The organism is Stenotrophomonas sp. GW821-FHT09E08 (assembly GCF_059416125.1).
This window is the reverse complement of the sequence record NZ_JBWKOO010000004.1, coordinates 176,952-201,566: the sequence shown is the minus strand read 5'-3', so window position 1 is coordinate 201,566 and position 24,615 is coordinate 176,952. Positions and strand designations below refer to the sequence as shown.

The following is a 24,615-nucleotide window of genomic DNA, read 5'->3' as shown; positions in this document are numbered from 1 at the left end:
CCGGGCAGGGACCCGGTAGTGCCGGCCAGCGGCCGGCACTACCGAATCCCACGCGGGTAGCGTCGGGCCATGCCCGGCGAGCGGTCAGCGGTACAGGTGCCCGTACACCGCGTGGCCGATCTGGAACAGGCTGATGCCCAGCACCAGCACGCCGACGGCCACCAGCACCCAGCGCTCCTTCACCCGCTTGACCAGGATCGCCGCCACCGGCGCGGCCATCATGCCGCCGATCAGCAGGCCGGCGACGATCTGCAGGTGCTGCACGCCCATCGACAGCAGGAAGGTGGCCGAGATGGTCAGGGTGACGATGAACTCGGCCGCGTTGACCGTACCGATGGTGGTACGCGCCTGGCCGCCGCGGGCGAGCAGGGTGGAGGTGGCCACCGGGCCCCAGCCGCCGCCGCCGCTGGCGTCGAGCAGGCCGGCGAAGAAGCCCAGCACCGGCACCCGACGGATCTCGCCCTGGGGCATCCAGCGCCCGGCCGCGCGGGCCAGGATGATGATGGCCAGCACCAGCAGGTAGAGGTAGATCAGTGGCCGGATGATGTCGCCGGGGATCTGGGTGAGCACGTAGGCGCCCACGGCGCCGCCCACTGCGCCGGGCAGTGCCAGACGCAGGAACAGGCGCTTATCGACATTGCCGGCTGCCAGGTGCGACACACCCGAGGCGCCGGTGGTGAACACTTCCGCAGTGTGGATGCTGGCGCTGACCTGCGCCGGCGGCAGGCCCATGCTCAGCATCACCGACGAGGACACCAGGCCGAACGCCATGCCCAGCGCGCCGTCCACCAGCTGCGCGCCGAGGCCGATGAGGATGAACCACCAGAATTCGCTGCTCAGTTCCATGCACCGAGCCTAGCGCGCGAAGGAGTGCGGACCAAGGTCCGCACCCACCGGTTGCTCAACGGGTGCCGTACAGCACCACGGTCTTGCCACGTGCATGCAGCAGGCCGTCGGTCTGCAGCTTCTTCAGCACGCGGCCAGCCATTTCGCGCGAGCAGCCCACCAGACGGGCCAGTTCCTGCCGCGAGACGCGCAGCTGGCTGCCCTGCGGGTGGCTCATCGCCTCCGGCTCCTGCGCCAGGTCGTGCAGGGTGCGCACGATCCGGTCAGTGACGTCCAGGAACGCCAGGCGACTGGCCTTGCGGCTGGTGTCGAGCAGGCGCTTGGAGATCTGCTGGCCCAGCGCGTAGAGCAGGCGCGGGGCATCGGCCGACAGCGGGCCGAGGAACAGCTGGTGCAGGCGCTCGTAGCTGATTTCGGCCAGCTCGCAGGCGGTACGGGTCCGCAGGATCACCTCGCGGCGGTCCGATTCAACGAACAGGCCCATCTCGCCGACAAACTCGCCGGCACCGAAGTAGCCCAGTACCAGCTCGCGATCGTCATCTTCCTCGGCCATGATCGAAACCGAGCCGCTGATGACGTAATACAGGGTTCCCGCCGGGTCACCGGGTCGGAAGACGTCGGTACGGGTGGGGTATCGCCGCCTGTGGCTGTGCGCCAGGAAACGATCGATTGTGGCGATATCCAGGGCCAGTGGACTGCTAGCTAGGCGCACGGTTGACACGATAGGAGCGCTCCCTCTGCGCATGAACGGATTCACGGGGTCGATAGCGGAGCTTAACCAGCGCAATTGTTAAGGGCAAACAGTGTGCCAGATGTGAGCGGTCTTCACGTTCCCCCCGGGGACAGTTTGCCCCATAATTCACCCTTTCCCTTCTTACACAGGAATCGACCGCCGTGGTCAAGCCGTTGCCTCGCCTGAGGCTGCAGGGTTTCAACAACCTCACCAAGGCGCTGAGCTTCAACATCTATGACGTGTGTTACGCGCGCACCGAAGAGGAGCGTCAGCGTTACATTGAATACATCGATGAAGAGTACAACGCCGACAGGCTGACTCAAATCTTGACCGATGTCGCTGAGATCATCGGCGCCAACATCCTCAACGTGGCCCGCCAGGATTACGATCCGCAGGGTGCCTCGGTGACGATCCTGATCTCCGAAGAACCGGTGATCGACAAGAAGCAGGCCGGCAAGGAGCTGATCTCCGATGCCGTGGTCGCGCACATGGACAAGTCGCACATCACCGTGCACACCTATCCGGAAACGCACCCGCAGGAAGGTATCGCGACCTTCCGCGCCGACATCGATGTGGCTACCTGTGGCGTCATTTCGCCGCTGAAGGCGCTGAACTACCTGATCGAGAGTCTGGAATCGGACATCGTGATCATGGACTACCGCGTGCGTGGCTTCACCCGCGATGTGAAGGGCAAGAAGCACTACATCGACCACAAGATCAACTCGATCCAGAACTTCCTTGCCAAGAACATCAAGTCGCGTTACGAGATGTTCGACGTCAACGTCTACCAGGAAAACATCTTCCACACGAAGATGCACCTGAAGGACTTCGACCTGGACCAGTACCTGTTCGAGGAGAAGGCCAAGAACCTGTCGTTCAAGGAACGCATGAAGATCGAAGCGCTGCTCAAGCGCGAGATCGAAGAGCTGTTCCACGGCCGGAACCTGTCCGAGTAAGCCCCGTGCGCGATGCCGGCAGGCATCGCCACCCAGGCGGGACGACCCGCCCCGTGGAACCTGCGCTTTGCGCACTGTATAGTTCCACGGTGATGTACCGACCCACGGCCCGGTGTGAAAACACCGGGCCGTTTCGTTTTTTCAAAAAAGGTAAGGAGCCCCCACCCATGCCCTGGATCTATCTGCTGCTGGCCGGCCTGTTCGAGATCGGTTTCGCCCTCGGAATGAAGTACTCCGAAGGCTTCAGCAAACCCCTGCCCACCGCCGCCACGGTGGTGTCCGCGCTGATCAGCCTGTACCTGATGAGCCAGGCGATGAAGAGCATCCCGGTCGGCACGGCCTATGCGATCTGGACCGGCATCGGCGCCATGGGCGTGGCGGTGCTGGGCATCTACCTGTTCAACGATAGTGCGTCGCCGGCACGCCTGGCCTGCGTGGGCCTGATCGTGGCTGGCGTGATCGGCCTGAAGCTGGTCTCGCCCAATTAACTGGTAGTGCCGGTAGGCGATGGTCTTCATCACCTTGGAGGCCAGCGCCATCGCGCCCGGAATCGGGAACGGCAGGCGGCGTGCGCCGGCCCGCTCGGCGTGCTCCGCGTGGCGGGCCTCGTCGTCCTTCATCACCTTGATGACCGCGCGGCTGCGCAGGTCGCCTGGGGGCAGATCGACCAGGTGTTCGTCCAGATGGGCCTCCACCTGGCGCTCGGTCTCGACCACGAAGCCCAGGTTCCAGCCGTCGCCGCGCAGCCCGGCCAGGGTGCCGATGGTGTAGCTGCCGGCATACCACAGCGGGTTGAACAGGCTTGGGCGGCTGTCCAGCTCGCCCAGCCGGGTGGCGCACCACGCCAGGTGGTCGGTTTCTTCCTGCGCCGCTTCCAGCAGGTGTTCGCGCGTGGCCGGGTCGCGGGCCACGGCGGCCTGGCCGAAGTACAGGCCCTGTGCGCAGACTTCGCCCACGTGGTTGATCCGCATCAGGCCGGCCGCGTGGCGGCGCTCGACGCTGTCCATGCCCGGCTCGTCGGTATCCGCGGCCGGGTAGGGGCGGGCCGCCGGCGGATTGCCGAAGACCGTGTCCAGGGCGCGTTGCGCCTCGGTCAGCAGATGATCCAGCGGGGTGGTCTGGCGGAGCACGGTCATGGCGGTACGCGATGGGGCGGAAGACCCCGCGATTCTCGCCCGGCCCCGTGCCCCTGCCAACCCGCGGCTGGGGGTGGCTTGCACCGGGGGCTTGACCTGCGTACAATCCCGCCTCTTACGCTTCATCTTTCACAACGCGTGGCAGAGTTCCGGCGAGTCCTTCGCCGCAATGAGCCCGACCTAACTAGAGTTCTTCATGAGCACTTTCACTGCCAAGAACGAGACCGTCCAGCGCGACTGGTACCTCGTCGACGCCGAGGGCAAGACCCTGGGCCGTCTCTGCACCGAGCTGGCCCGCCGTCTGCGTGGCAAGCACAAGCCGGTCTACACCCCGCACGTTGATACCGGCGACTACCTGGTCGTCATCAATGCAGAAAAGATTGTCGTCACCGGCAAGAAGCTGCAGGACAAGATGTATCACCGTTTCACCGGCTACATCGGCAACCTGAAGACCGAGTCCCTGGCTCAGGCGCTGGAGCGCCACCCGGAGCGCGTGATCGAGACTGCCGTCAAGGGCATGCTGCCGAAGGGCCCGCTGGGTCGCCAGATGTACCGCAAGCTCAAGGTCTACGCCGGCACTGAGCATCCGCACGCCGCACAGCAGCCGCAGGTTCTGGATATCTAATCATGGCTATCACTCAAAACTACGGCACTGGCCGCCGCAAGTCCTCCACCGCTCGCGTGTTCCTGCGCAAGGGTTCGGGCAACATCACCGTCAATGGCCGTCCGCTGGACGAGTTCTTCGGTCGTGAGACCGCGCGCATGATCGTGCGCCAGCCGCTCGAGCTGACCAAGAACACCGAAAGCTTCGACATCCTGGTCACCGCCGCTGGCGGCGGCACCACCGGCCAGGCCGGTGCGATCCGTCTGGGCATCGCCCGTGCGCTGGTCGAGTACGACGAAACCCTGAAGTCCGAGCTGCGCAAGGCTGGCTTCATGACCCGTGACGCCCGTGAAGTCGAGCGTAAGAAGGTCGGTCTGCACAAGGCCCGTCGCGCCACCCAGTTCTCCAAGCGCTGATCTACCGCGCCTGGTTGGGCTCCTTCGGGGGCCCGCTGGATGGAAAAGCAAAAGCCCGGCTTCGGCCGGGCTTTTGTCGTTCTGGGGGTATGCATTTTGAGGTTGCTGGCCAGCGGCCGGCACTACCCTTGGCTTCCTGTAGCGCCGAGCCGATGCTCGGCTGCTCTTCGCCAGGTTGCGGGACCAGATTAAAAAGCAAAAGGCCAGATCTTTCGATCTGGCCTTTTGCTTTTTAATCTGGCTGCCCCGGATGGATTCGAACCACCGAATGCCTGAGTCAGAGTCAGGTGCCTTACCGCTTGGCGACGGGGCAATGTAACGTGTAACTATTTTCTCACTTTTCACACTGAAAAACAACTTGGATTTCAGTGTGGTGGCTATGGGTGGACTCGAACCACCGACCCCAGCATTATGAGTGCTGTGCTCTAACCGGCTGAGCTACATAGCCTCGGTGAGCCCGCTATTCTGCTGATGTGTATCGACCCTGTCAACACTTTTGTGTCGTGCTTGTAGGCCGACAGACGGCATGGGATAGTCCCAACCAGTAGATTTTTTAGGAGTCCGCATCGTGATCGATCCGGACGGCTATCGACCGAACGTCGGCATTGTGCTGATGCGGCAGGACGGCCAGGTGTTCTGGGCACGACGTGTGCGCCGGGATGGCTGGCAGTTCCCGCAGGGTGGCATGAATACCGACGAGACGCCTGTCGAGGCCATGTATCGTGAACTGCAGGAAGAGACCGGCCTGCTGCCTGAGCACGTGGAAGTGCTCGGGGCAACGCCCGGCTGGCTGCGCTACAAGCTGCCGGCGCGGGCCATCCGCCGCAACGAGCGGCAGGTCTGCATCGGCCAGAAGCAGGTCTGGTTCCTGCTGCGCCTGACCGGTGACGAATCCCATGTGTGCCTGGACCATACCGATTCGCCGGAGTTCGACCACTGGCGCTGGGTGGATTTCTGGTACCCGGTGGAGCATGTGGTGATGTTCAAGCGCGGCGTCTATGCACGCGCTTTGCGACATTTGGCGCCGCTGGCACGCGGGGTGGCCGGGCAGGGCGTCACGGCCATGCCCAAGAGTGCTGCCGAGGCCTGGATGCCCGGCCACACGGCTGGCCACGATCGCCCGCGAAAGCGTCCGCGCAGCCGTGGCTACTGGCCGAAGAAGGCGCAGGGCGACGTGCCGCCGGCGTAACCGGCTGAACGGTATCGAGAATGGTTCAGGTCTCTGATTGACAACCATTCTCGTTTCCATTGGAATAGCCAACAGGCCACCTCTGGCCTGTCAGCCCGGTTTACGCCTGTGTACGTCTGCATCTGCAACGGAGTCACCGACCACCAGATCCGCGAAGCCGCCAGCCATGGCGTCACGTCGGTGGCCGAGCTGACCATGCGTACCGGCTGTGGCGCCACCTGCGGTTCCTGCCTGGACATGGCCGGCGAACTGCTGGCCAAGGCGCGCGCCACCCACGACCTGCCGTTGCCGGTGCTCGGCCTGGCACAGGTCGCCTGAGCAACCTTTTTCGCGGCGCATTGACGCCGCTCACTCGTTCCCTTCACTGCGTGCCGCACAGGCCAATGCGCACGATTCGCGTTCCTTCACCGGCGCGCGCAAGGCGCTAAAGTGCCTGCGTTTTCAGCGCGCAGGAGCACCCCCATGAAGGGCGACAGCAAGGTCATCGAATTCCTCAACAAGGTCCTCTACAACGAGCTGACCGCGATCAACCAGTACTTCCTGCATGCCAAGATGCTGAAGAACTGGGGCATCAAGGAACTGGCCGAACACGAGTACAAGGAATCGATCGACGAGATGAAGCATGCCGACATGCTCGCCGACCGCATCCTGTTCCTCGAAGGCCTGCCGAACTTCCAGGCGCTGGGCAAGCTTCGCATCGGCGAGAACCCGACCGAGATCCTGCAGTGTGACCTGTCGCTGGAACGCGACGGCGTGGTCACCCTGCGCGAGGCCGTGGCCTATTCCGATTCAGTCGGCGACTACGTCAGCCGCCAGCTGTTCGTGAAGATCCTCGATTCGGAGGAAGAACACATTGACTGGCTGGAAACCCAGCTCGACCTGATCGAGCGTATCGGTGAGCCGAAGTACCTGCTGAGCAAGCTGGAAGAGTGACTTAGCGTCGAGCTTGCTCGACTGTGTCCAGCATGGCGATGGTCGAGCAAGCTCGACGCTACCGATGCTGTGCCAGGTAGCCCGTCAGCGCCACGCGCGCCCGGGCGAATTCCGCAACCAGCAGCGCCACCGCCACGGCGGGGCGCTGCAGGCTGCCGGCACGGGCTTCATGCTCGATGCGCTGCGCGACCGCCGACAGCGACAACACGCCCACATTCGCACTGGATGATTTCAGGGTGTGCGCGAGTGCCTGCAGGCGCGGCTCGTCGCCGTTCTGCGCGGCCTGCTGAAGCTGCTGCACCATTGCGGGTGCATCTTCCAGGAACACCGCGACGATCTGGAGCGCGGCATCGCCGATCACCGCGTGCAGTTCGTCCAGAACACCGCGGTCAAGCACCGACTGCGGAGCGGCGTGGCCTTTTGTGTTTTGTAGAGCCGAGCCATGCTCGGCTGGCGGGGCTCGACCGGCCGCGGGGGCGTTGCCGTCGAGCAAGCTCGACGCTGCGACATCGCTCGATCGTTGCCCCCAGCGCTTCAACAGCGCATGCAACGTGGCGCGCGCGATCGGCTTGGACAGGTAGTCATCCATTCCGGCCTGCAGGCAGCGTTCGCGGTCACCGGCCATGGCATTGGCGGTCATTGCGATGATCGGCAACCGCGGGCGACCGGATTCCGCTTCCTCGGCGCGCCACTGGCGGGTGGCGGCGTAGCCATCCAGCACCGGCATCTGGCAGTCCATCAGCACCACATCCACGCCGCCCTCGCGCAGCGCGAGCAGTGCCTGTTCGCCATCGCTGGCGTTGCGCACCTCGCACTGGAACACCCGCAGCAGTTGTTCGGCCACCATGCGGTTGACCGTGTTGTCTTCCACCAGCAGCACGCGCAGGTGCAGCGGCGGCAATGCCGCTGCCGGCTGCCCATCTTCGGCGTTGGCCAGCAGCGCAGCCGGGCGCGCATGCGCCACCGGAACGGCCAGCAGCGCATGCAGGGCGGCATCATCGAAATGGGCGGGTAGCTGGTGCTGGCGCGGGTGCGGCGGGAGCGCCTCGTCCTGCAGCCACAGCACCCGCAGTGCGTCGTCCTCGCCACGTTCGGCCAACGCCCGCTGCAGCGTCACCTCGCCGTTGCGGCGCGCACGTGCATCAACCAGCAGCCAGACGGACGCCTGCTGGCCCGGGCGCGGTACCGCGCGCAGGCGTTCGACCAGCGTATCCAGTTGCGGCAGCGGTTGAACCTGCAGGCCGTGGTGGGCCGCGACGCGCTCGACGCGTGCCTGTAGCGAGGCATCGGCGCTGAACAACAGCAGCGCTGCCGGTGCGCGCGCCATCGCGGGCAGGTCGCCGGGGACCTTCAGCAGCGGAATCTCGAACCAGAACGTGGCACCCTGGCCAGGCGTGGACTGCACGCCGATGCGGCCCTGCATCAGGTCGATGATGCGCTTGCAGATGGCCAGGCCCAGGCCGGTGCCACCGTAGATGCGGGTGGTCGAGGCATCGGCCTGGCTGAAGGACTGGAACAGGCGCGCCTGCAGTGCCTGGTCGATGCCGATGCCGGTATCGGTGATCTCGAAGCGCAGCTGGTGCTGCGCGGCACCTTCGCCCAGCCGTTGCACGCGCAGCTGCACCTGGCCACGCGCGGTGAACTTGATCGCGTTCGCAAGCAGGTTGCTGAGCACTTGGCGCAGGCGCACCGGGTCACCACGCACCGGCAGCCGCACCGACGGGTCCAGCTGCAGGCCCAGTACCAGGCCCTTCGAATCGGCGGCGCGCTGCATCAGCTGCACCACGCCATCGAGCAGCTCGCGCAGGTTGAAGCTGGTGATCTCCAGTTCCAGCGCCTGCGCTTCCAGGCGCGAGTAATCGAGGATGTCGTCGACGATGCGCAGCAGCTGCTGCGAGCTGGCCGAGGCGGTGGCCAGCATCTGTCGCTGGTCCTCGCCCAGCGGTCCACGTGCGATCAGCTCCAGCATCGGCAGGATGCCGTTGAGCGGGGTGCGGATCTCATGGCTCATCGTGGCCAGGAACTCGCCCTTGGCCAGCACCGCCGCTTCGGCGGCCTGCTTGGCCTGCAGCAGCTGCTGTTCCAGCTGGCCCTGGCGTTCGGTGGTGCGGCGCAGCTGGTCGCGCTCGCTGGCCAGTACGCTGCGCTCGCGCTGCAGGCTGGCCAGCGCACGGTTGCGCGTACGCAGGCGCAGGCCCATCAGCAGCACGATGGCGGCCGCAGCAAGGGCAACCAGCAGCGCGCCCCACAGCGGCACGTCAGAGCACCGCGTTGTGGAAGTCGAAGTTCAGGTCACTGCCGGCCGACTGCACCATGTTGCCCTGGATGTAGTCGACGCCACCGACCCACATCGCGGCTGCGGCTTGTGGGTCTTCGATCTGCTGCCCGATGATCTGCAGGCCGGCGGCATGCGCCTGCTCGATCGCCCTGCGCAGTTCTTCGCGGGTGGCCGGGTTGGCATGGCTGCTGGAGAAGCGCGCGGCCATGCGCACGAACGATAGCGGCAGCTGGGTCAGCAGTGCATCGGCGTCGGCACTGGGTTCGAACTGGCTCAGGCAGAAACGCACTCCGGCGCCGGCCATGCGCTGGCAGAACTGCTGCAGTGGCACGGTGTGGATCAACGCGTCGGGCAGGCGTACGTCGATCACCAGCGCGCTACCGGGCAGGTCGCGCCGCTGCAGCGATTCCAGCAGCCAGTCGGCGAAGGCATCGCGCTGCAGGGTACGCAGCGACTGCGACACGAACAGGTTCAACGGTTGCGTGGCATGCCGGTACAGATCGAGCAGGCCCAGCGCATGGTCCATCACCTGCTGGTCGAGATCAGCGATGCGGCCTGCCGCTTCCGCAGCCGGAATCACCTGGCCGGCCGCCAGTACCGTGCCATCGGCCTGGCGCAGGCGCAGCAACAGCTGGTACTGCGCGGTGTTGCCGCCGGCGACGGCGACGATCGGCTGGTAGGCCAGTTCCAGTTGGCCTTCCAGCAGGGCCAGGTGTTCCTGTTCGGTGATCGCCTGGCGATGCACATGGCCGGCGACGCCGGCGCTGAGCAGGCGCGCCTGCAGGGTGGTGCGCTCGACCGCTTCCAGCGCGCTGTTGGCATCGTCGAAGCCCGGCGACATCGGCGCGTAACCGACCACGCCGCGCAGGTGCACCGATTCGTCGTCGCGGATCACGAAGGCCCGCGCCGACAACTGCTCGCGCAGGGTCGCGGCGATGCCTTCGAGGCTGTCTTCGTCAGCACTGCGGGCCAGCAGCAGGAAACTGTTGTCGTTCAAGCGCGCCAGCAGGTGCGGATGACCGGCTTCGGCCAGGCGCTGCCCGGCCTGCACCATCAGGCGCTCGAACGCGGCATAGCCGTAGCGCTCGCGCAGGCCCAGCGCGCTGGCCACTTCAATGAAGAACACGCCCCCGTGGTCGCGGTGGGCGAGCGCGGTGTTGAGCTGCTGCAGCACGTGGTGGCGGGTCGGCAGGCCGGTTTCCGGATTGCTGGTGGCCGGTGCGCCGGTGGCACCGGGCAAGGTTGCGGCCTGGGCACGTGCGCGGCGGATGCGGTTGGCCACCGCCGCGATCAGGTGGCGGGGGCGGATCGGCTTGCTCAGGTAGTCATCTGCACCGCTGTCGAGCACCTCGAACTGGCGCTCCGGATCCGGATCGCCGCTGAGGAACACGATCGGCAGCAACTGCAGGCCAGGCTGCTGGCGGATCAGCGCGGTCAGGCGCATGCCGTCCAGGCCGGGCAGGTGCAGGTCCATCAGGATCAGGTCGGGGCGATGTTCCTTGATGGCCTGCAGCGCGCCATCGGCATCGCTGTGCACGATCGCCTGCATCCCGGCACCGTGCAGTACGCTCTGCGCGAACAGGGCCTGGGCGCGGTCATCCTCGACGATCAGCACGCGGTAGGGCGAATCGGAGGGCGGCGGTGCCTGGTCATTGTTGCCTGCTTCAGCCAGTGCGCCAGGGCCGGGCAGCGGCGGCGGTGCGCTGCCGATCGTCGCCGGCGTGTCAACCGCGGCCAGCGACGGGGTTGCCGCCGCGGCGGCTGCGACCGGACTTGCCGGTTCAGCGGTCCAGCGTTGCCAATGATCGGCCGGAGGGGTTTCAGCGCGTCCCGGGCGGGCGCCCGCGGGGGATTCGTTTGCGGCCATCGGTGCTCCTGGTGTTCGCGTCCATTATGCGACAAGCCCGGCGTTCAACCGGTGCCGGGCTGTCGCGGACCGTCTGCGGCGACACCGCGTGCCAGCCAGCGCACGCCTTTCCACAGGGTGCGCCAGACCAGCCACACCAGCAGGGCACCGGCCAGGCTGCAGGCCAGCACCACGATCAGCGCGATCCACGGATGTGCCAGGGCCAGTGCCAGGCCGCCGATCACCACGGTGTCTTCGGCAGCGGACGCGACCCAGTTGCTGGCCGGTTCCGGCGAGGTGTTGAGCAACGCGCGGGTGCCGGCCTTCAGGCCATGGCTGGCCAACGCGACACCGGCACCGGCAGCAAGCGCGCCGGTGCCCAGCTGCCCATCGGGCGACAGCGTGGCGGCGGCGAGGAAGGCACCGGCAGGCACGCGCGCGAGCGTCTGCACAAGGTCCCAGGCCGAGTCCACGCCGGGAATCTTGTCGGCGAAGAATTCGGCCACGGCCAGCGCCGCGGAGGTGCCCAGCACCCACCATGACTCGGTGGCCTGCAGGGCGGGTGGCAGGTCGACCCAGCCGAGCAGGCCGGCCAGGCCGACGCCGAACACGGTGAGGTAGACGCGAATACCGGCCAGCCAGGCCAGCAGGATGCCGATCACGAACAGGTGGGCTTCGGTCATGGCGATGCTCCGGCGACGGAACTGTGCAGGGGGCCACACTATCGGCGATGGCGTGCCTGAACGCCACAGACCGCCGCCGGTCCCTGCGCAGGAAACCCACCTGTCCTGTCATACACTAGCCCGTCGTTTGCCACAGGGGCCGTATCGGTGTCGCCCTCGCGATGCCCCGGAAACCACCCATGAACAACCGCCCACCCATGCGCGTGCAGGTGCGCCTGCCCGGCGCGCCGCAACCGCCGATGGACCGTCGCCGCCTGCTGGTGATCGGTGGCATCTGGCTGCTCAGCCTGGTGTTGGCCGCGCTGGGTGGCTGCTGGATGGCCACGCCGCGCGATGCGCAGGGCCAGCGCCTGCAGGCCGCCGAGAAGCGTGCCGAGGGCCTGCAGACGCAGCTGACCGAGTTGCGCCAGAAACAGGCCACGCTGGAAGCCTCCGACCGCATCAGCCGCGCCGCCAATACCGAGGTGCAGTCCTCGCTGGCCGAGCGTGACGAAGAAATCGCCGGCCTGCGCGCCGACGTCGCCTTCTATGAGCGACTGGTGGGTTCGACCAGCCAGCGCAAGGGCCTGAACACCCATTCCATCGAGTTCAGCCCGGAAGCGGCCGGCACCTGGCAGTACACCGCCGTGCTGACCCAGAACCTCAACCGCGGTGCCATCAGCCAGGGGCAGATGCGCTTCACCGTGGAAGGCGTGAAGAACGGCAAGCTGGCCACGATCAGCTGGGATGATCTGCACCAGCGCAGCAAGGTGCCGGGACAGGATTACTCGTTCCGGTACTTCCAGCAGATCAGCGGCAGCGTGATGCTGCCGGCTGACTTCACCCCGCAACGCGTGCGGGTGACATTGGGGAGTGGTGCGGGGGGCACCACCCAGGTATTCGACTGGAAACAGGCCGGTGCGCCGGCCGCCAAAGGGGAGTAGGCAGATGTTCGGAAGCAGCAAATCCAACCGTGAAGGCCAGCTGGTGGTGGATGCCCTGATCGGCAACCAGGTGGTGATCCGCGGTGATGTGGAATTCAGTGGCGGGCTGTACGTGGAAGGCCGCATCCATGGCAAGGTGATCGCCGCTGAAGGTGCCAGTGGCGCGACCCTGACGGTCGCCGAGCATGGTGTGATCGAGGGTGAGATCCGCGCCCAGGTGGTGGTCATCAGCGGTCGTCTCGACGGCGACGTGCACGCCACCGAGAAGGTCGAGCTGACCCCGAGCGCGCGGGTCAACGGCAATGTCCATTACCAGGTGGTGGAGATGAATGCGGGGGCCCAGCTGAATGGACGCCTGATCCACGCCAGCGCCCCGATGGCGGCCCTGCCGGCCCCGGAAAGCGACGACGCCAACGGTGGCAAGGGCGATACCGCCGCGCGCCGCAAGCTGGCCGAGGCGATGGCTTGAAACCCAGCGTCGACGCCCCCATGCTGAGACCATGAGCACGCTAGTCTCCCTGCCCGGCGCCAGCCCGGTCGCCGCGCCCGATTACCAGTCGCTGGAGCGCCCGCTGAACTTCACCGAGTCGGCGGCCGCCAAGGTCAAATCCCTGATCCAGGAAGAGGGCAACCTCGACCTGGCCCTGCGCGTGTACATCGAGGGGGGCGGCTGTTCGGGCTTCCAGTATGGGTTCGAGTTCGACGAGAACCGTGCCGAGGATGATCTGGCGGTGCAGACCAGCGGGGTGACCCTGCTGGTCGATCCGCTGAGCCTGCAGTACCTGATGGGTGCCGAGGTGGACTACACCGAGAGCCTGACCGGTGCCCAGTTCGTGATCCGCAACCCGAACGCCAAGACTACCTGCGGCTGCGGCAGCAGCTTCAGCATGTAAACAGGCCGCGGGGCCTGCCCCCTGCGCGACAAGGTGTGTGGAGCAAGCTTCACCCCACAGCTGGTTTCCGCAAAGCCTGCGGCTTGCCACCCGCATCGATTGACGGCACGCTTGCCGGATGCCCAATACTCCTTCGCCGCTTTCCGGTTTCGCCTTCGTGGGCGAACCGCTGGAGCGCGCCGATGCCCTGCGCGACGATGCCGATGCACTGGCGCGCCTGTGGCCGGGCGCGCGCATTCTCGTGCTCGATCAGGACGGTACCGCCTTCACCGGCGATGACGACCAGCCCTTGGCGCTGACCGGCGCCGACATCGGTGGTGGCCCTGGTGCCGCAGTCTTCCTCGGCCTGCGTGGCGAGCAGGCCTGGTTCTCGGTCGAAGCCGCCAGCGTTTCGGTTACTGCGCCGCGCCGGCTCGACCTGCGCCAGGCCGCCCTGCTGTGGTCGATGGCCGATGCGACCGCCTTCAGCTATGCCCGCGGCATGTCCTACTGGCATTCGCGCACCCGCTTCTGTGGCGTGTGCGGCGGTGCCGTGGCATTTGCCCGTGGCGGCTTTGTCGGCCGTTGCACGCAGTGTTCCACCGAGCACTACCCTCGGGTCGATCCGGCGGTGATCGTGGCGGTGGAGAACCAAGGCCGGCTGCTGCTGGGCCGGCAGTCGAACTGGGCGCCGCGCCGTTACTCGGTGCTGGCCGGCTTTGTCGAACCGGGCGAGACCTTCGAACAGACCGTAGTGCGCGAAGTACACGAGGAAAGCAAGGTGCGGGTGACCGCCTGCCAATACCTCGGTTCGCAGCCGTGGCCGTTCCCTGGTGCGCTGATGATCGGCTTCCGTGCGCAGGCCCAGGATGACCTGCCGACCGTGGACGGAGAGCTGGAAGACGCGCGCTGGTTCAGCGCCGAAGACGTCGGCGCGGCGCTGGCACGTGATGTCGAGGACGATGGTCAGGGCATCCGCCTGTCGCCGCCGATCTCGATCTCGCGGGGCCTGATCGAGCATTGGTACCGCCAGCAGCAGGGGTGATGGCCAGGGGCTGCCAGGCGTGTTCTGGTGCCAGCATTGCCGCCACCTGAACACGCCTCGGGTTACAGTGCGATCCATCGCAGGAGGCGTCGCTGCGACAGGTAAGGTAGCGACGCCTAGCGTTCTGTTTCGTAGGGAGACCTGCCATGTTCACCACTCTGGCCGCCGTGCTGGTGGCACTGGCCTTGGGCCATGTGGCTCCGGCCGCTGCCGCTTCGCTGCGCCGTTTCGATGGCTTCCGGCGCTGGCTGGGCTGGCTGGACGCGCGGGGTGGCAAGGCCTGGCAGGGGCCGGCAGGCGTGGCCCTGGCGCTGCTGCCGCCGCTGCTGCTGATGGCGCTGCTGGCCTGGCTGCTGCGCGGCGCGCTGTTCGGCCTGCCATCGTTGCTGCTGGGCGTGGCGGTACTGGCGTGGTGCTGGGGCCCGCGCGACCTGGACCGCGATATCGAAGCGATCATCGATGCCGACGATGCCGCGACGCGTCAGGCGGCGGTGCGCAACCTGCAGTCGGCCGGCGGCAGCCTGCGCGAGGACATTCCGTCACTGGTCGAGGCGACCGTACTCAACGCGCTGCGGCGCTGGTTCGCGGTGCTGTTCTGGTTCCTGCTGCTGGGCCCGGCCGGTGCGCTGGGGTACCGTCTGCTGGCACTGATGGCGGAAAGCCCGATGCGCGCGCGCGTGCCGGTGGAGCCGCTGGCACTGGCACAACGCCTACTGGGCTGGATCGAGTGGCCGGTGGCGCAGTTGATGGCGTTCTCGATGGCGCTGGTGGGTAACTTCGATACGGCGTGGAAGGCCTGGCGCCAGGCCCATGGCGAACGCCTGGCCGGTGACATCGGCTTTCTTGGCGCGGTGGCACGGGCCAGCGTCAACGCCGAGCTGCGCGAGGATGCGCACGATTACACCGAGGCGGGACTGTTGCCGGTATGGCAGCGGCTGCCGGACCTGCGCGATGCGATGAGCCTGGTGTGGCGGATGCTGCTGCTGTGGCTGGCGATCCTCGCCCTGCTGGTGATTGCAGGCTGGGTGACGTAGTGGCTTTGCCGGGCTTGCAGCCCTGCACCTGCAGAGGCAAAGGTCGGAGCAACAGCAACAGCAGCTCTGGATTGCTGATGGTTGGGCGGGACGGTGTGGGGCTGCAGGACACGCCGTAAACCCGTCCCTGGGGGCTCGATGGCGCCTCGCTCGTGCGCGCAGGACAGCGCACACGTGCAAGCGGCGACCGAGCTTACATGGGTGAGGGCGCTTTGCTTGCGAAGCATTGCTTCGCAAGCGACCGAACGCCCAGCCGGCAGCGGCTGGGCCGGACCCCGGAGGGGGACTTGCAGCGCCCCCTGCGCAGGCCACCCACCCGGCCAACCCCAAAGCTTCTGCCTTCAAACGCCGCCCACCACGAGGGGCTGCGCCGTTGGCTGGAAACCTAGATCGGTGCCAGCGCAGTGAACGGTGCCCACGGCAGGTTGCGCAGCAGCGCATACCCGGGCAGCACCCAGAGCCAGAACACGGGATTGGCCAGTACCCGCATCAGCGGGTCGAGCACACGGGGGCGGATGCCGGCGATGTTCAGCAGCATCAGCAACAGGAACGGCAGGCTGATGACCAGCAGCGGGTTCATCGCCATCGCGCCGGGCAGGTCGAAATGGACCAGGGAATACAGGCAGCGCGTGCTGCCACAGCCGGGGCAGTACAGGCCGGTCAGCGCGTACAGCGGGCAGCTCGGCAGCGGATTGCCGGCGACATACGGATTGACGTTGCGCAACACCACCGTGGCACCCACGGCCAGGCCGGCGGAGACCAGCAGCGGTGCCCAGCGGGCGAGTCGGGAACGAGCGGGAAGCGCGGACATGCAACAACGGATCCGGCGCAGGCGCCGGATCCGTCCAGGCGTATCAGTAGCCGCTGTTGCTCATCGCGCCCATGCCGCCGAGCACAACGAAGAACAGCACGTACAGCACGACCAGCACGGCCCAGGCGATGGCCGACCAGATGGCCCACTTCTTGGCCTTGGCAGCGGAGTCCTGGGCACCGGCGATGTCGCCAGCCGCCAGCTTGCCGTTGACCTGTGCGGCGTAGACGATCGACACGATGCCGGCCGGCAGGCAGCAGAACAGGGTGGTCAGGATGGCCCAGACCAGGTTGTTCGGGACCTGCGGAGTAGCAGTATTCATGGGTTCAAGCTCCTTGATGGGTGGTGGTGGTGAATCATTGGTCGGAAAGAGCGCCCAGTACGGCCAAGCCGCCGAACAGCCCGAACCACAACAGCAACAGGACCGGCAGGGACACGGCCGAAGCCACCGCCCACCAGCCCGCCTTGCGCGACGCGCTGTAGGCCCCCGGCAGGTCGCCGGCCGCGCGGCGGCCATCGACCTGGGAGGCATAGACGATCGACACCACGCCCAACGGCAGGCAGCAGAACAGCGTCGTCAGGATTGCCCAGACCAGATGGTTGGGGATGTAGACCGGACGGCTGAGCGGTGGTGGTTGATTCAAAGCGAGACTCCATTCCTTGGTGGTCGGCCGTTGTGAATCGGCCGGACCTCCCCCCTGTGGGTGCGTAATCTACCGCAACCGGCGTTGCATGTATGCGTTTACAGTCGCGGTATTCCGTGTTCGCCACTGCACGGTAGCGTATGCGGGAAGGTCGCCGGGTCTGCCTAGGCGAGCCGATTCCGTCAGGCGTGGTCACCACGCAGCGCCCGCACCTGGGCCTCCAGCACCGGGGCGCTGGTGGTGTGGCCATCCACGGCCGGCGCGGCGACCACTTCTACAGTGGCGCGGAAGCGGCGCGGTACACGCATGCGGCCCAGCCGGGTGTCGCGCCGGCTCCACATGCTCGACCACATGCTACGCAGCGCCATGGGTACCACCGGCACCGGCCGCCGTTCGAGGATCTTCTCCACCCCGGACTTGAACGGTGCCATCTGCCCGTCGCGGGTCAGCGCACCCTCGGGGAAGATGCAGACCAGTTCGCCTTCGGCCAGCGCCGCGTCGATCTCGTCGAACGCGCCCTGCATCAACACCGGGTCTTCGCGGGCACCAGCGATCGGGATCGCCTTGGCGGTACGGAAGATCCAGCGCATCACCGGAATGTTGAAGATCTTGTAGTACATGACGAAGCGCACCGGGCGCGGGATCGTCGCCGACAGGATCAGCGCGTCCATGTAGCTGACATGGTTGCAGACCAGCAGCGCGGCGCCTTCGTCGGGCACGTTGGCCTCGATGCCGTGAGGGCGCAGCCGGTACAGCGTGCGCACCATCACCCAGCTGAGGAAGCGCATCAGGAATTCGGGGACGATGGTGAAGATGTAGATCGCCACCAGTGCGTTGGCGATGGCCAGCGCCAGGAACTGCTGCGGAATGGTCCAGTGCAGCAGCTTGTGCGCGGCCAGCGACAGCAACGCGGCGCCGACGATGAAGCCGGAGTTCTGGATGTTCAGCGCGGCGAACACGCGTGACATCTGCGCCTTCGGCGTGCGGCTCTGGATCAGCGCGAACAGCGGCACCACGAAGATGCCGGTGAACAGGCCGATGCCGACCAGGTCGATGACGATACGGATGCTGCCAGGCTGTTGCAGGAACGGGCCGATGGACAGCCCGTGCACGGTCGCCTCGCCGCTGCGGGCGAAGTACAGGTCGAGCAGGAACGCGGTCATGCCAAACGCACCGAGCGGCACCAGGCCGATTTCCACCGTGCGTGCCGACAGCTTCTCGCACAGCAGCGAGCCGACGCCGGTGCCCACCGAGAACAGGGCCAGGGCGAAGATGTACAGGGTCGGTTCGCCGCCGAGGTTGGTCACCGCATAGGCCGGCAGCTGCGAGGTCAGCACGGTGCCGACGAACCAGAACCAGGACACGCCCAGAATCGCGTTGCGCACCGCTTTCTGCTGGCGTGCCATGCGCAGCACCGCCAGCGACTCCGGCAGTGGGTTCCAGTTGATCTTCAGGTTCGGGTCGCCGGCATCGACCTTGGGGATCAGCCGCGCGGCGATGTTGCCGCAGATCGCAAGGCCGATGATCGCGCAGGCCGCCACCACCGTGCCATGACTGCCGGCAACGGTGAATACCAGACCGCCGACGATCATGCCGGAGAGGATCGACATCGAGGTGCCCATCTCGACCAGGCCGTTGCCGCCGGTCAGCTCTTCGGGCTTGAGCACCGACGGCAGCACCGAGTACTTCACCGGGCCGAACAACGTCGACTGCATGCCGGTACAGAACAGCGCGATCAGCAGCACCGGCAGGCTCTGGGTGAGGAACCCGGTGGCCGCCAGCGACATGATCACGATCTCCATGCTGGTGGTGATCACGATCAGCCGCGATTTCTCAAGTTTGTCGGCGATCTGCCCGGCCAGTGCCGAGAACAGGAAGTACGGCAGGATGAAGATGGCCGGTGCCAGCGTGGCGTACAGCCCCAGTTCTTCCTCCGGCACGGCCATGAACAGCAACATGCTGATGATCGCCTGCCGGTATACGTTGTCGTTGAACGCACCGAGCGCCTGGACGACGAAGAACGGCAGGAAACGGCGCTGGCGCAGCAGGGCGAACTGGTTGTGACCGGACATGGAGCCTCCTTGACCGGCGCAGCCTAGCATTCCTGCCTATCCGCTGTGGGTGCGGACCTGTGGGTGCGGACCGTTGGTCCGCACACTTTGAAAGGTGTCAGACGATATCGTCGACCACGCCGCCATCCACGCGCAGCGCCGCACCCGAGGTGGCCGAGGCCTGCGGCGAGGCCAGGTACACCACCATGTTGGCCACTTCTTCAACCGTGGCGGTGCGCCGGATCACCGAAGACGGCCGGTGCGCCATCACGAACTCGCGGCCGATCTGCTCCAGTGGCTTGCCGCTGCGCTGGCGTTCATCTTCGAACATCGCCGCGAAACCATCGGACAGGGTGGGGCCGGGCAGCACCGCGTTGACGGTGACACCGCTGCCGGCCACGCGCTTGGCCAGGCCGCGCGACAACGACAATTGCGCGGTCTTGCTGACCCCGTAATGGATCATGTCGGCGGGAACGTTGCGGGCCGACTCGGAAGAGATGAACAGCACGCGGCCCCAGCCAGCATCGACCATCGCCGGCAGCAGCGCCCGCGACAGGCGCACACCGGACATCACGTTGGTCTGCCAGTAGCGCTCCCAGGTCGCATCGTCGGTCTCGAAGAAGTCCTCGGGGCCGAAGATGCCGGCGTTGTTGACCAGGATGTCGACCTTGGGCAAGCCGGCCAGCAGCGTATCGACACCGGCCGCATCGGACAGGTCGGCAGCCACGCCGAGCACGTCGGCATCTGGAACGGCGTCGAGCAGGCGCTGGCGGGCGCGCTCGACGCTGTCGGTGCTGCGGCCATTGAGGATGACCCGCGCACCGGCGACGGCCAGGCCCTGGGCAATCGCCAGGCCGATGCCGGCGGTGGAGGCGGTGACCAGCGCGGTACGGCCGCTGAGTTCGATCTTCATGGAGGAATCCGGGGCAGGGGGATCACGCAGTATCCGCGTGGCTGCGTGATCGGGATGCAGCGCTGGATGCAACGCGATGTTGCGTTGGCGGTAGCACCGGGCGATGCACGGCGGCAGGCTGTCAGGTGAGCGTGCGTACCGCCTCATTGGCCGCCGCGCGCACCTTCGGCAGCATCCGCAGCACCAGCGCCATCTGCGTGCGGATCAACTGCAGCTTCGGCGGCATCGCCTCGTCAATCTGCTCCAGCTCGGCGGCCACCGCGCGGTCGGCATCATTGTCCTCCTCTGCGACCGGCTGCCGTGCGGTCAGGGCCGTCGCCAGCTGCTGCAGCGCCTTGCGCACGCGCTCACCGGCAGCCAGTGCCAGCGGATCGCCGGCGTAGCTGTCCACCTGGTCGCGGTGCGCACCCAGGGCCGACAGGTGCCCGAGCAGCGTGTTGGACAGCGCCAGGAAGTGGAAGCCGGCGTCCAGGTTGCGGCGCACGTGGCCGGGTTCGCGCAGCATGTTCGACAGCGCGGTAGACAGCGCGGCGTCGGCGTTGTGCATGTCGCGGCGGGCGATGCGGTAGGCCAGATCGTCACGCATGCCGCTGCGGTACTGGCCCAGTACCGAATCCAGATAGCGCGCAGCGGTGTCCAGCACCCGCGCCAGTACAAGATGCAGTTGCCGGCCCTGCCAGTCGGGCAGGATCAGGAACGCGGCCGCAGCGGCGATCGCACAGCCCAGCAGCGTATCGACCATGCGCGGCACGATCAGCACGAAGCCGTCGCCGATCAGGTTGAAGCAGGTCAGTGCCATCACCGTGATCGCCGCCGATGCCACCAGGTAGCGATCGGTGCGGGTGAAGAAGAACAGCAGCGCCGACAGCAGCGCGATCAGCAGCTGCACGTGCAGCTGCGGGAACAGCTGCAGCAGTGCCCAGGTCAGCACCAGGCCGAACAGCGTGCCGACGATGCGTTGTGCAAGGCGCTGGCGGGTTGCACCGAAGTTGGGACGGCACACGAACACGATGGTCAGCAGCACCCACGAGCCGTTCTGTGCATTGAACAAGCGGATCGCAGCGAAGCCGGCGATCAGTGCCAGCGCCATGCGCAGTCCATGGCGGAACAGCACCGAGCCCGGCGTGAGCTGCTGGCGGATACGCACGCCCATCTCGCGCAGGCTATGCGGGTTGCTGTCGCGCAGGCGGGTGTCAACGTTGTCGAGGCTGGCCTCGGAACGCTCCGCATCGAGCAGGCGGCGCTCGATGCTGCGCAGGTTGTGCACCAGCAGGTCCAGCGAGCCGAGCAGGCGCTGCCATTGCGGACGCTGCTGGTCGCGCAGGTAGGCCAGCGCATCGGCCAGGTCGCGCCCGGCCTGCTGGTTGCTTTCGCCATACACGAACGGACGACGCAGGCGGATCGCCTCGCCCAGCCGCGCACAGGCCTGGCCCTGCAGGTCGAGCAGGCGCTGGCAGCGGTACAGCACGTCGCTGTGGAAGAACGCATCGACCAGCGCGCCGTACGGGTAATGCGAGGAACTGGCGCGCTCATGGAAATCCTGCGCCATGTAGTACAGGCGCAGATACAGGCCGGAATTGACGCCGGGCCGGCCGGAGCGACCGAAGCGGGCCAGGATCGCGGTCTTGGCTTCGTTGAGCGCACCGACCACGCGCCGGTTCTGTTCGGCCAGGTCCAGCTGGCGACGCTGCAGGTCGGCCTCGCGCACCGGTTCGAACAGCGCGGCCTTCAGCTGCAGGTAGCGGCCCAGTTCCACATACAGGCGCGCCACCCGTTCGCGCACCGGCCGGTTGGCGAACAGCGTGGTCCACAGGATCGACAGCAGGCCGTACCAGACCGCACCGGCCAGCAGGTGGCTGACCGCTTCCAGCGCGCTGTGCAGATCGCTGGCCCCGTGCTGTTCGAGGCCGATCATGGTGTAGATCGCAAGCGTCACTGTGGCCTGGGCGATGGACGCATAGCGCTCGCCGAGCGCACCGAGCAGGGTCAGGCCGAAGGTGGACAGCGCCAGCGCGGCGATGAAGATCCACGGCCATGGGAACAGCCAGATCACCGAAGCCGCGGCGAGGCAGAAGCACAACAGCGACAGCGCCACGGCCTTGGTCCGGCCCCACCAGTTGTCATCGGTCTCGGCGATGGCGCTGGCGATGATGCCCAGGAACACGCCGGGTAGCGCGGTCAGTGCATCCAGCTGCCAGCACACGGCGACAGCTGCGGTCAGGGCGATGAACACCCGCAGGCCATAACTGGCCTTCTCGTGGGCCCACAGGCGACTGAGACTGGATTGGCGGGCGGACATGCAGGCTCGGGAGGCGGAATGCCCCCATTATTGCGGGCCTTGCGTGAAATCCGGTAGCGCCGGGCCGTGCCCGGCGAGGGCGCAGCGCGGCGCTACCGTTGGATCACATCTCCCAACGCACGCTCACCGCGAACGTGCGCGGCAGGCCGGCGCCGGCGTTGGACCAGTACCTGCGGTTGGCCAGGTTCTCGACGCTGGCACGCAGGGTCACCGGATGGCCGGACGCCAGCAGGCGATAGCCGATGCCTGCGTTCACCAGCGTGTAGTCGGGCAGCTTCAGGGTGTTGTCGGCGTCGTACCAGACATCGCCGTAGTAGCGCACGGCGGCATAGGTCTCCAAACCGTCTACCCAGGGCAGCTGGTAGGTGGCGTGCAGTACGCCGCTCCAGCGCGCAGCACCGGCGGTACGGTTGCCTTCCTGTGCGGCGCTGCCCGGGGACAGCTTGTCGTAGGTCGGATCCAGCCAGGTGACGCCGCCGCCGACCGTCAGTGCATCGTTGAGGTGCAGGTCGGCACTGGCTTCGATGCCTTCGTACAGCGTGACGCCATCCTGCACCAGGCGCTTGCCGGCCGGCGTGAGCTCATCGATGTTGGCACCACGTTCCAGCCGGAACGCGGCCACGTTCGCATTCCAACGCGCCGCTTCGACCTTGGCACCGATCTCGTACTGCTTGCTGATGGTGGGATCGAGCACGTCACCGGCGTTGATGTAGCTGTTGCCTACGCGGCTGCCCGCTTCCAGCGACTCGATGTAGCTGGCGTAAAGGGTGACCGCCTCGCTGGGCTTGAACATCACGGCGTAGGTCGGGGTGACCGGGTAGGTGTGGTATCGCCCCTTGGTTTCGAAGTCGTTGTAGCGCCAGCCCGCCAGCACCGACCAGCCGCTGCCGAGGTTCACCGTATCGCTTGCGAACACCGCCTGCTGCACCGTCTCGTCGCCGCGGGTCATCACCCGCGAACCGACGGCGTCGTGGCGGATGGCATGGCGCTGGTACAGGTTGGCGCGGCCGATCAGGTTCCACTCGTAGGGACGGTCCCAGCCCAGCCCGGTCTGGTGGCTGATGCCTGCCACCACCTGATGCTGCAGCGGACCGGTGTGGAAGCTGCCCTGCAACATCGCCTGGGCCAGCTTCCACTCGCTCTTGCCACCCAGTTCGTAGACATTGACGTCGTAGTCGCCGTTGAGATCATCGATGTAGGCGAAGATCTTGTTGACGTCATTCCATGAAGTGGTGACGCCATAACTCAGGCTGGCCTTCCAGTCACTGTTGATCTGCCAGTTCAAGCCGGTCGACAGCAGGCTGGAGCGTGTGTCGTAGTAGGTGCCGGGTACGCTGTTGTCGGTATCTCCAGAGATCGGCCGCGGCAACGAGGTCAGGCCACGGAAGTAGTACTGCGGCGATTCCTCGCGCAGGTCGCGCGACTGGAACACACCGTCGAAGGTCCAGGTGAGCGCATCACTCAGGCGCGCATCCAGCGACAGCGCGCCCACCTTGCGATCGACATGCCCGCCGTTGAAGGTCTCGCCCTTTTCCTGGAAGGCGTTGAAGCGGTAGCCGAACATCTGCTCGTTGCCGAAGCGGCCGCCAACGTCGATGCCGCCGCTGACGATGCCCTGTTCGCGCCAGCCCAGCTGGGCGGAGAACGTGGGCGTGTCGGTTGGCTTCTTGGTGATGTAGTTGACGATGCCGCCGGGGGTGCCGAAGCCATACAGGAATCCGCCCGGGCCTTTCAGCAGATCGACCTGTTCCATTACTTCCAGTGGCCATTCGGTGCCCCAGGACGAGACCTGCAGGCCATTGACCCGGTAGCTGTCGTAGTTCAGCTCCAGACCGCGGTTGCGGATCGGCGAGCTCCAGCCACTGGCATAGGCGCTGACCTGGGTGCTGACCGAGGGGTCGAGCAGGAAGGCTTCACCCAGCGAGACCACCTGGCGCTGCTCTATCTGCTCGCGGCCAACCGCGGTGATCGCGAACGGAGTGTCGCGCAGGGCGCGGTCGCCCAGTGCGCCGGCGTCGGTATGGGTGCGCTCGGCAGTGACTTTCACCGCATCCAGATCGGTGGCGCTACGGCTGCCGGCCGGCGCTTCGGCGTGGGCGGCACAGGCGGCGGACAAGGCTACGGCCAGCAGGGCCAGGCGGGGAAATCGGAATGGCAGCATCGACGGTGATCCTCGACGGACGGCCACGGGCCATCCGCCCACAGTGGGGGGAAGGGGGAATGGCTGGGATCACGCAGGCTGGCCGGAGATGGCAGCGGGGCGCCGCGAAAGGGCGCAGGACCATGGCTGGATGAGAATTGTTCTCTTTTCGTTACGGCGCGTCAAACCCGCAGGCGTGCGGACCAACGGTCCGCACCCACCATCCACACCCACCATCTGCATCCACGGTAGTGCCGGCCGCT

The 24,615-nt window shown here is 66.5% G+C and carries 24 protein-coding genes, 2 tRNA genes and 1 pseudogene; 12 read left to right on the top strand and 15 right to left on the bottom strand.

Annotated elements, in window-relative coordinates:
- Positions 1-84: 84 nt before the first annotated feature.
- Positions 85-846, bottom strand: a complete 762-nt coding sequence (locus AC07M7_RS07835) for a sulfite exporter TauE/SafE family protein (RefSeq protein ID WP_046983690.1) — start codon at positions 844-846, stop codon at positions 85-87.
- 55 nt (positions 847-901) lie between these two features.
- The gene (gene crp, locus AC07M7_RS07830) at positions 902-1,591 is read right to left on the bottom strand and encodes a cAMP-activated global transcriptional regulator CRP (RefSeq protein ID WP_010482649.1); all 690 of its coding nucleotides are present in this window, start codon (positions 1,589-1,591) and stop codon (positions 902-904) included.
- A gap of 149 nt (positions 1,592-1,740) precedes the next feature.
- Here crp and speD point away from each other — a divergent pair, with 149 nt between their 5' ends.
- The gene (gene speD, locus AC07M7_RS07825; protein WP_006473908.1) at positions 1,741-2,535 is read left to right on the top strand and encodes an adenosylmethionine decarboxylase; all 795 of its coding nucleotides are present in this window, start codon (positions 1,741-1,743) and stop codon (positions 2,533-2,535) included.
- A 167-nt stretch (positions 2,536-2,702) separates the two neighbouring features.
- Positions 2,703-3,023, top strand: a complete 321-nt coding sequence (locus AC07M7_RS07820) for a DMT family transporter (protein WP_005411314.1) — start codon at positions 2,703-2,705, stop codon at positions 3,021-3,023.
- A 9-nt stretch (positions 3,024-3,032) separates the two neighbouring features.
- On the opposite strand, the pseudogene coq7 reads toward AC07M7_RS07820, so the two are convergent.
- Positions 3,033-3,671 (bottom strand): annotated as a pseudogene (gene coq7 / locus AC07M7_RS07815) (2-polyprenyl-3-methyl-6-methoxy-1,4-benzoquinone monooxygenase); the annotation flags it as partial.
- Between the two features lie 196 nt (positions 3,672-3,867).
- Here coq7 and rplM point away from each other — a divergent pair.
- Together rplM and rpsI are read left to right on the top strand one after the other, a co-directional pair.
- Complete coding sequence (gene rplM, locus AC07M7_RS07810) at positions 3,868-4,296, top strand: 50S ribosomal protein L13 (RefSeq protein ID WP_006398837.1); 429 nt, start codon at positions 3,868-3,870, stop codon at positions 4,294-4,296.
- A gap of 2 nt (positions 4,297-4,298) precedes the next feature.
- Positions 4,299-4,691, top strand: a complete 393-nt coding sequence (gene rpsI, locus AC07M7_RS07805) for a 30S ribosomal protein S9 (protein ID WP_005411311.1) — start codon at positions 4,299-4,301, stop codon at positions 4,689-4,691.
- Positions 4,692-4,929: 238 nt separating this feature from the next.
- Here the strand turns inward: rpsI and AC07M7_RS07800 are convergent.
- Positions 4,930-5,004, bottom strand: a tRNA-Gln gene (locus AC07M7_RS07800).
- Between the two features lie 58 nt (positions 5,005-5,062).
- Positions 5,063-5,139: transfer RNA gene (locus AC07M7_RS07795), tRNA-Met, on the bottom strand.
- A 120-nt stretch (positions 5,140-5,259) separates the two neighbouring features.
- Here AC07M7_RS07795 and AC07M7_RS07790 point away from each other — a divergent pair.
- From AC07M7_RS07790 to bfr, 3 genes are all read left to right on the top strand, one after another.
- The gene (locus tag AC07M7_RS07790; protein ID WP_006398836.1) at positions 5,260-5,880 is read left to right on the top strand and encodes an RNA pyrophosphohydrolase; all 621 of its coding nucleotides are present in this window, start codon (positions 5,260-5,262) and stop codon (positions 5,878-5,880) included.
- Between the two features lie 108 nt (positions 5,881-5,988).
- Positions 5,989-6,198, top strand: a complete 210-nt coding sequence (locus AC07M7_RS07785; protein WP_032951724.1) for a (2Fe-2S)-binding protein — start codon at positions 5,989-5,991, stop codon at positions 6,196-6,198.
- Between the two features lie 144 nt (positions 6,199-6,342).
- Positions 6,343-6,813, top strand: coding sequence for a bacterioferritin (gene bfr / locus AC07M7_RS07780; RefSeq protein ID WP_006398834.1), 471 nt, complete (start codon positions 6,343-6,345; stop codon positions 6,811-6,813).
- A gap of 58 nt (positions 6,814-6,871) precedes the next feature.
- Here the strand turns inward: bfr and AC07M7_RS07775 are convergent, their stop codons facing one another.
- From AC07M7_RS07775 to AC07M7_RS07765, 3 genes are read right to left on the bottom strand one after another with little or no spacing between them, the layout of a single operon-like run.
- Entirely contained in the window at positions 6,872-9,070 is a 2,199-nt protein-coding gene (locus tag AC07M7_RS07775) for an ATP-binding protein (protein ID WP_495207075.1), read from the bottom strand.
- A gap of 1 nt (position 9,071) precedes the next feature.
- The gene (locus AC07M7_RS07770) at positions 9,072-10,958 is read right to left on the bottom strand and encodes an EAL domain-containing protein (protein WP_495207074.1); all 1,887 of its coding nucleotides are present in this window, start codon (positions 10,956-10,958) and stop codon (positions 9,072-9,074) included.
- Between the two features lie 44 nt (positions 10,959-11,002).
- The gene (locus tag AC07M7_RS07765) at positions 11,003-11,620 is read right to left on the bottom strand and encodes a DUF4126 domain-containing protein (protein WP_046983694.1); all 618 of its coding nucleotides are present in this window, start codon (positions 11,618-11,620) and stop codon (positions 11,003-11,005) included.
- Between the two features lie 179 nt (positions 11,621-11,799).
- On the opposite strand from AC07M7_RS07765, the gene AC07M7_RS07760 reads away from it, so the two are divergent.
- The 5 genes from AC07M7_RS07760 (at position 11,800) to ampE (ending at position 15,494) form a co-directional block, all read left to right on the top strand.
- Positions 11,800-12,543: a DUF6776 family protein gene (locus AC07M7_RS07760; protein ID WP_012512305.1), complete on the top strand. Its 744-nt coding sequence runs from the start codon at positions 11,800-11,802 to the stop codon at positions 12,541-12,543.
- A gap of 4 nt (positions 12,544-12,547) precedes the next feature.
- Positions 12,548-13,012 (top strand): bactofilin family protein, encoded by a 465-nt coding sequence (locus tag AC07M7_RS07755; protein WP_046983695.1) that lies wholly within the window; start codon positions 12,548-12,550, stop codon positions 13,010-13,012.
- Between the two features lie 31 nt (positions 13,013-13,043).
- Positions 13,044-13,436 (top strand): iron-sulfur cluster insertion protein ErpA, encoded by a 393-nt coding sequence (gene erpA / locus AC07M7_RS07750; protein WP_495207073.1) that lies wholly within the window; start codon positions 13,044-13,046, stop codon positions 13,434-13,436.
- A 118-nt stretch (positions 13,437-13,554) separates the two neighbouring features.
- Positions 13,555-14,460 (top strand): NAD(+) diphosphatase, encoded by a 906-nt coding sequence (gene nudC, locus AC07M7_RS07745; protein ID WP_136639165.1) that lies wholly within the window; start codon positions 13,555-13,557, stop codon positions 14,458-14,460.
- A 146-nt stretch (positions 14,461-14,606) separates the two neighbouring features.
- Positions 14,607-15,494 carry a regulatory signaling modulator protein AmpE gene (gene ampE, locus AC07M7_RS07740; RefSeq protein ID WP_046983698.1) on the top strand — a complete coding sequence of 296 codons (888 nt, stop codon included), beginning with the start codon at positions 14,607-14,609 and terminating at the stop codon, positions 15,492-15,494.
- Between the two features lie 385 nt (positions 15,495-15,879).
- On the opposite strand, the gene AC07M7_RS07735 is transcribed toward ampE, so the two are convergent.
- The 7 genes from AC07M7_RS07735 to AC07M7_RS07705 form a co-directional block, all read right to left on the bottom strand.
- Complete coding sequence (locus tag AC07M7_RS07735) at positions 15,880-16,305, bottom strand: DUF2752 domain-containing protein (RefSeq protein WP_006473646.1); 426 nt, start codon at positions 16,303-16,305, stop codon at positions 15,880-15,882.
- A 43-nt stretch (positions 16,306-16,348) separates the two neighbouring features.
- The gene (locus AC07M7_RS07730; RefSeq protein WP_005411298.1) at positions 16,349-16,627 is read right to left on the bottom strand and encodes a CD225/dispanin family protein; all 279 of its coding nucleotides are present in this window, start codon (positions 16,625-16,627) and stop codon (positions 16,349-16,351) included.
- A 34-nt stretch (positions 16,628-16,661) separates the two neighbouring features.
- The gene (locus tag AC07M7_RS07725) at positions 16,662-16,949 is read right to left on the bottom strand and encodes a CD225/dispanin family protein (protein ID WP_012512303.1); all 288 of its coding nucleotides are present in this window, start codon (positions 16,947-16,949) and stop codon (positions 16,662-16,664) included.
- A 182-nt stretch (positions 16,950-17,131) separates the two neighbouring features.
- On the bottom strand, positions 17,132-19,021 hold the full coding sequence (locus AC07M7_RS07720) for an MFS transporter (protein ID WP_495207072.1): 1,890 nt from the start codon (positions 19,019-19,021) through the stop codon (positions 17,132-17,134).
- Between the two features lie 97 nt (positions 19,022-19,118).
- Positions 19,119-19,913, bottom strand: a complete 795-nt coding sequence (locus tag AC07M7_RS07715; protein WP_136639168.1) for an SDR family NAD(P)-dependent oxidoreductase — start codon at positions 19,911-19,913, stop codon at positions 19,119-19,121.
- A 121-nt stretch (positions 19,914-20,034) separates the two neighbouring features.
- Positions 20,035-22,212, bottom strand: a complete 2,178-nt coding sequence (gene yccS / locus AC07M7_RS07710) for a YccS family putative transporter (RefSeq protein WP_136639169.1) — start codon at positions 22,210-22,212, stop codon at positions 20,035-20,037.
- A 103-nt stretch (positions 22,213-22,315) separates the two neighbouring features.
- Positions 22,316-24,373, bottom strand: coding sequence for a TonB-dependent siderophore receptor (locus tag AC07M7_RS07705; protein ID WP_495207071.1), 2,058 nt, complete (start codon positions 24,371-24,373; stop codon positions 22,316-22,318).
- Positions 24,374-24,615: the final 242 nt, after the last annotated feature.

Bases quoted from the DNA above. Each gene is read 5' to 3' on its own strand.
- bfr (WP_006398834.1), top strand. From the start codon at position 6,343: ATGAAGGGCGACAGCAAGGTCATCGAATTCCTCAACAAGGTCCTCTAC.
- nudC (WP_136639165.1), top strand. From the start codon at position 13,555: ATGCCCAATACTCCTTCGCCGCTTTCCGGTTTCGCCTTCGTGGGCGAA.
- AC07M7_RS07735 (WP_006473646.1), bottom strand. From the start codon at position 16,305: ATGTCCGCGCTTCCCGCTCGTTCCCGACTCGCCCGCTGGGCACCGCTG.
- AC07M7_RS07730 (WP_005411298.1), bottom strand. From the start codon at position 16,627: ATGAATACTGCTACTCCGCAGGTCCCGAACAACCTGGTCTGGGCCATC.
- AC07M7_RS07820 (WP_005411314.1), top strand. From the start codon at position 2,703: ATGCCCTGGATCTATCTGCTGCTGGCCGGCCTGTTCGAGATCGGTTTC.
- AC07M7_RS07705 (WP_495207071.1), bottom strand. From the start codon at position 24,373: ATGCTGCCATTCCGATTTCCCCGCCTGGCCCTGCTGGCCGTAGCCTTG.
- crp (WP_010482649.1), bottom strand. From the start codon at position 1,591: ATGCGCAGAGGGAGCGCTCCTATCGTGTCAACCGTGCGCCTAGCTAGC.
- yccS (WP_136639169.1), bottom strand. From the start codon at position 22,212: ATGTCCGCCCGCCAATCCAGTCTCAGTCGCCTGTGGGCCCACGAGAAG.
- rplM (WP_006398837.1), top strand. From the start codon at position 3,868: ATGAGCACTTTCACTGCCAAGAACGAGACCGTCCAGCGCGACTGGTAC.
- AC07M7_RS07715 (WP_136639168.1), bottom strand. From the start codon at position 19,913: ATGAAGATCGAACTCAGCGGCCGTACCGCGCTGGTCACCGCCTCCACC.
- ampE (WP_046983698.1), top strand. From the start codon at position 14,607: ATGTTCACCACTCTGGCCGCCGTGCTGGTGGCACTGGCCTTGGGCCAT.
- AC07M7_RS07720 (WP_495207072.1), bottom strand. From the start codon at position 19,021: ATGTCCGGTCACAACCAGTTCGCCCTGCTGCGCCAGCGCCGTTTCCTG.
- AC07M7_RS07835 (WP_046983690.1), bottom strand. From the start codon at position 846: ATGGAACTGAGCAGCGAATTCTGGTGGTTCATCCTCATCGGCCTCGGC.
- AC07M7_RS07755 (WP_046983695.1), top strand. From the start codon at position 12,548: ATGTTCGGAAGCAGCAAATCCAACCGTGAAGGCCAGCTGGTGGTGGAT.
- AC07M7_RS07765 (WP_046983694.1), bottom strand. From the start codon at position 11,620: ATGACCGAAGCCCACCTGTTCGTGATCGGCATCCTGCTGGCCTGGCTG.
- rpsI (WP_005411311.1), top strand. From the start codon at position 4,299: ATGGCTATCACTCAAAACTACGGCACTGGCCGCCGCAAGTCCTCCACC.
- AC07M7_RS07760 (WP_012512305.1), top strand. From the start codon at position 11,800: ATGAACAACCGCCCACCCATGCGCGTGCAGGTGCGCCTGCCCGGCGCG.
- AC07M7_RS07770 (WP_495207074.1), bottom strand. From the start codon at position 10,958: ATGGCCGCAAACGAATCCCCCGCGGGCGCCCGCCCGGGACGCGCTGAA.
- erpA (WP_495207073.1), top strand. From the start codon at position 13,044: ATGAGCACGCTAGTCTCCCTGCCCGGCGCCAGCCCGGTCGCCGCGCCC.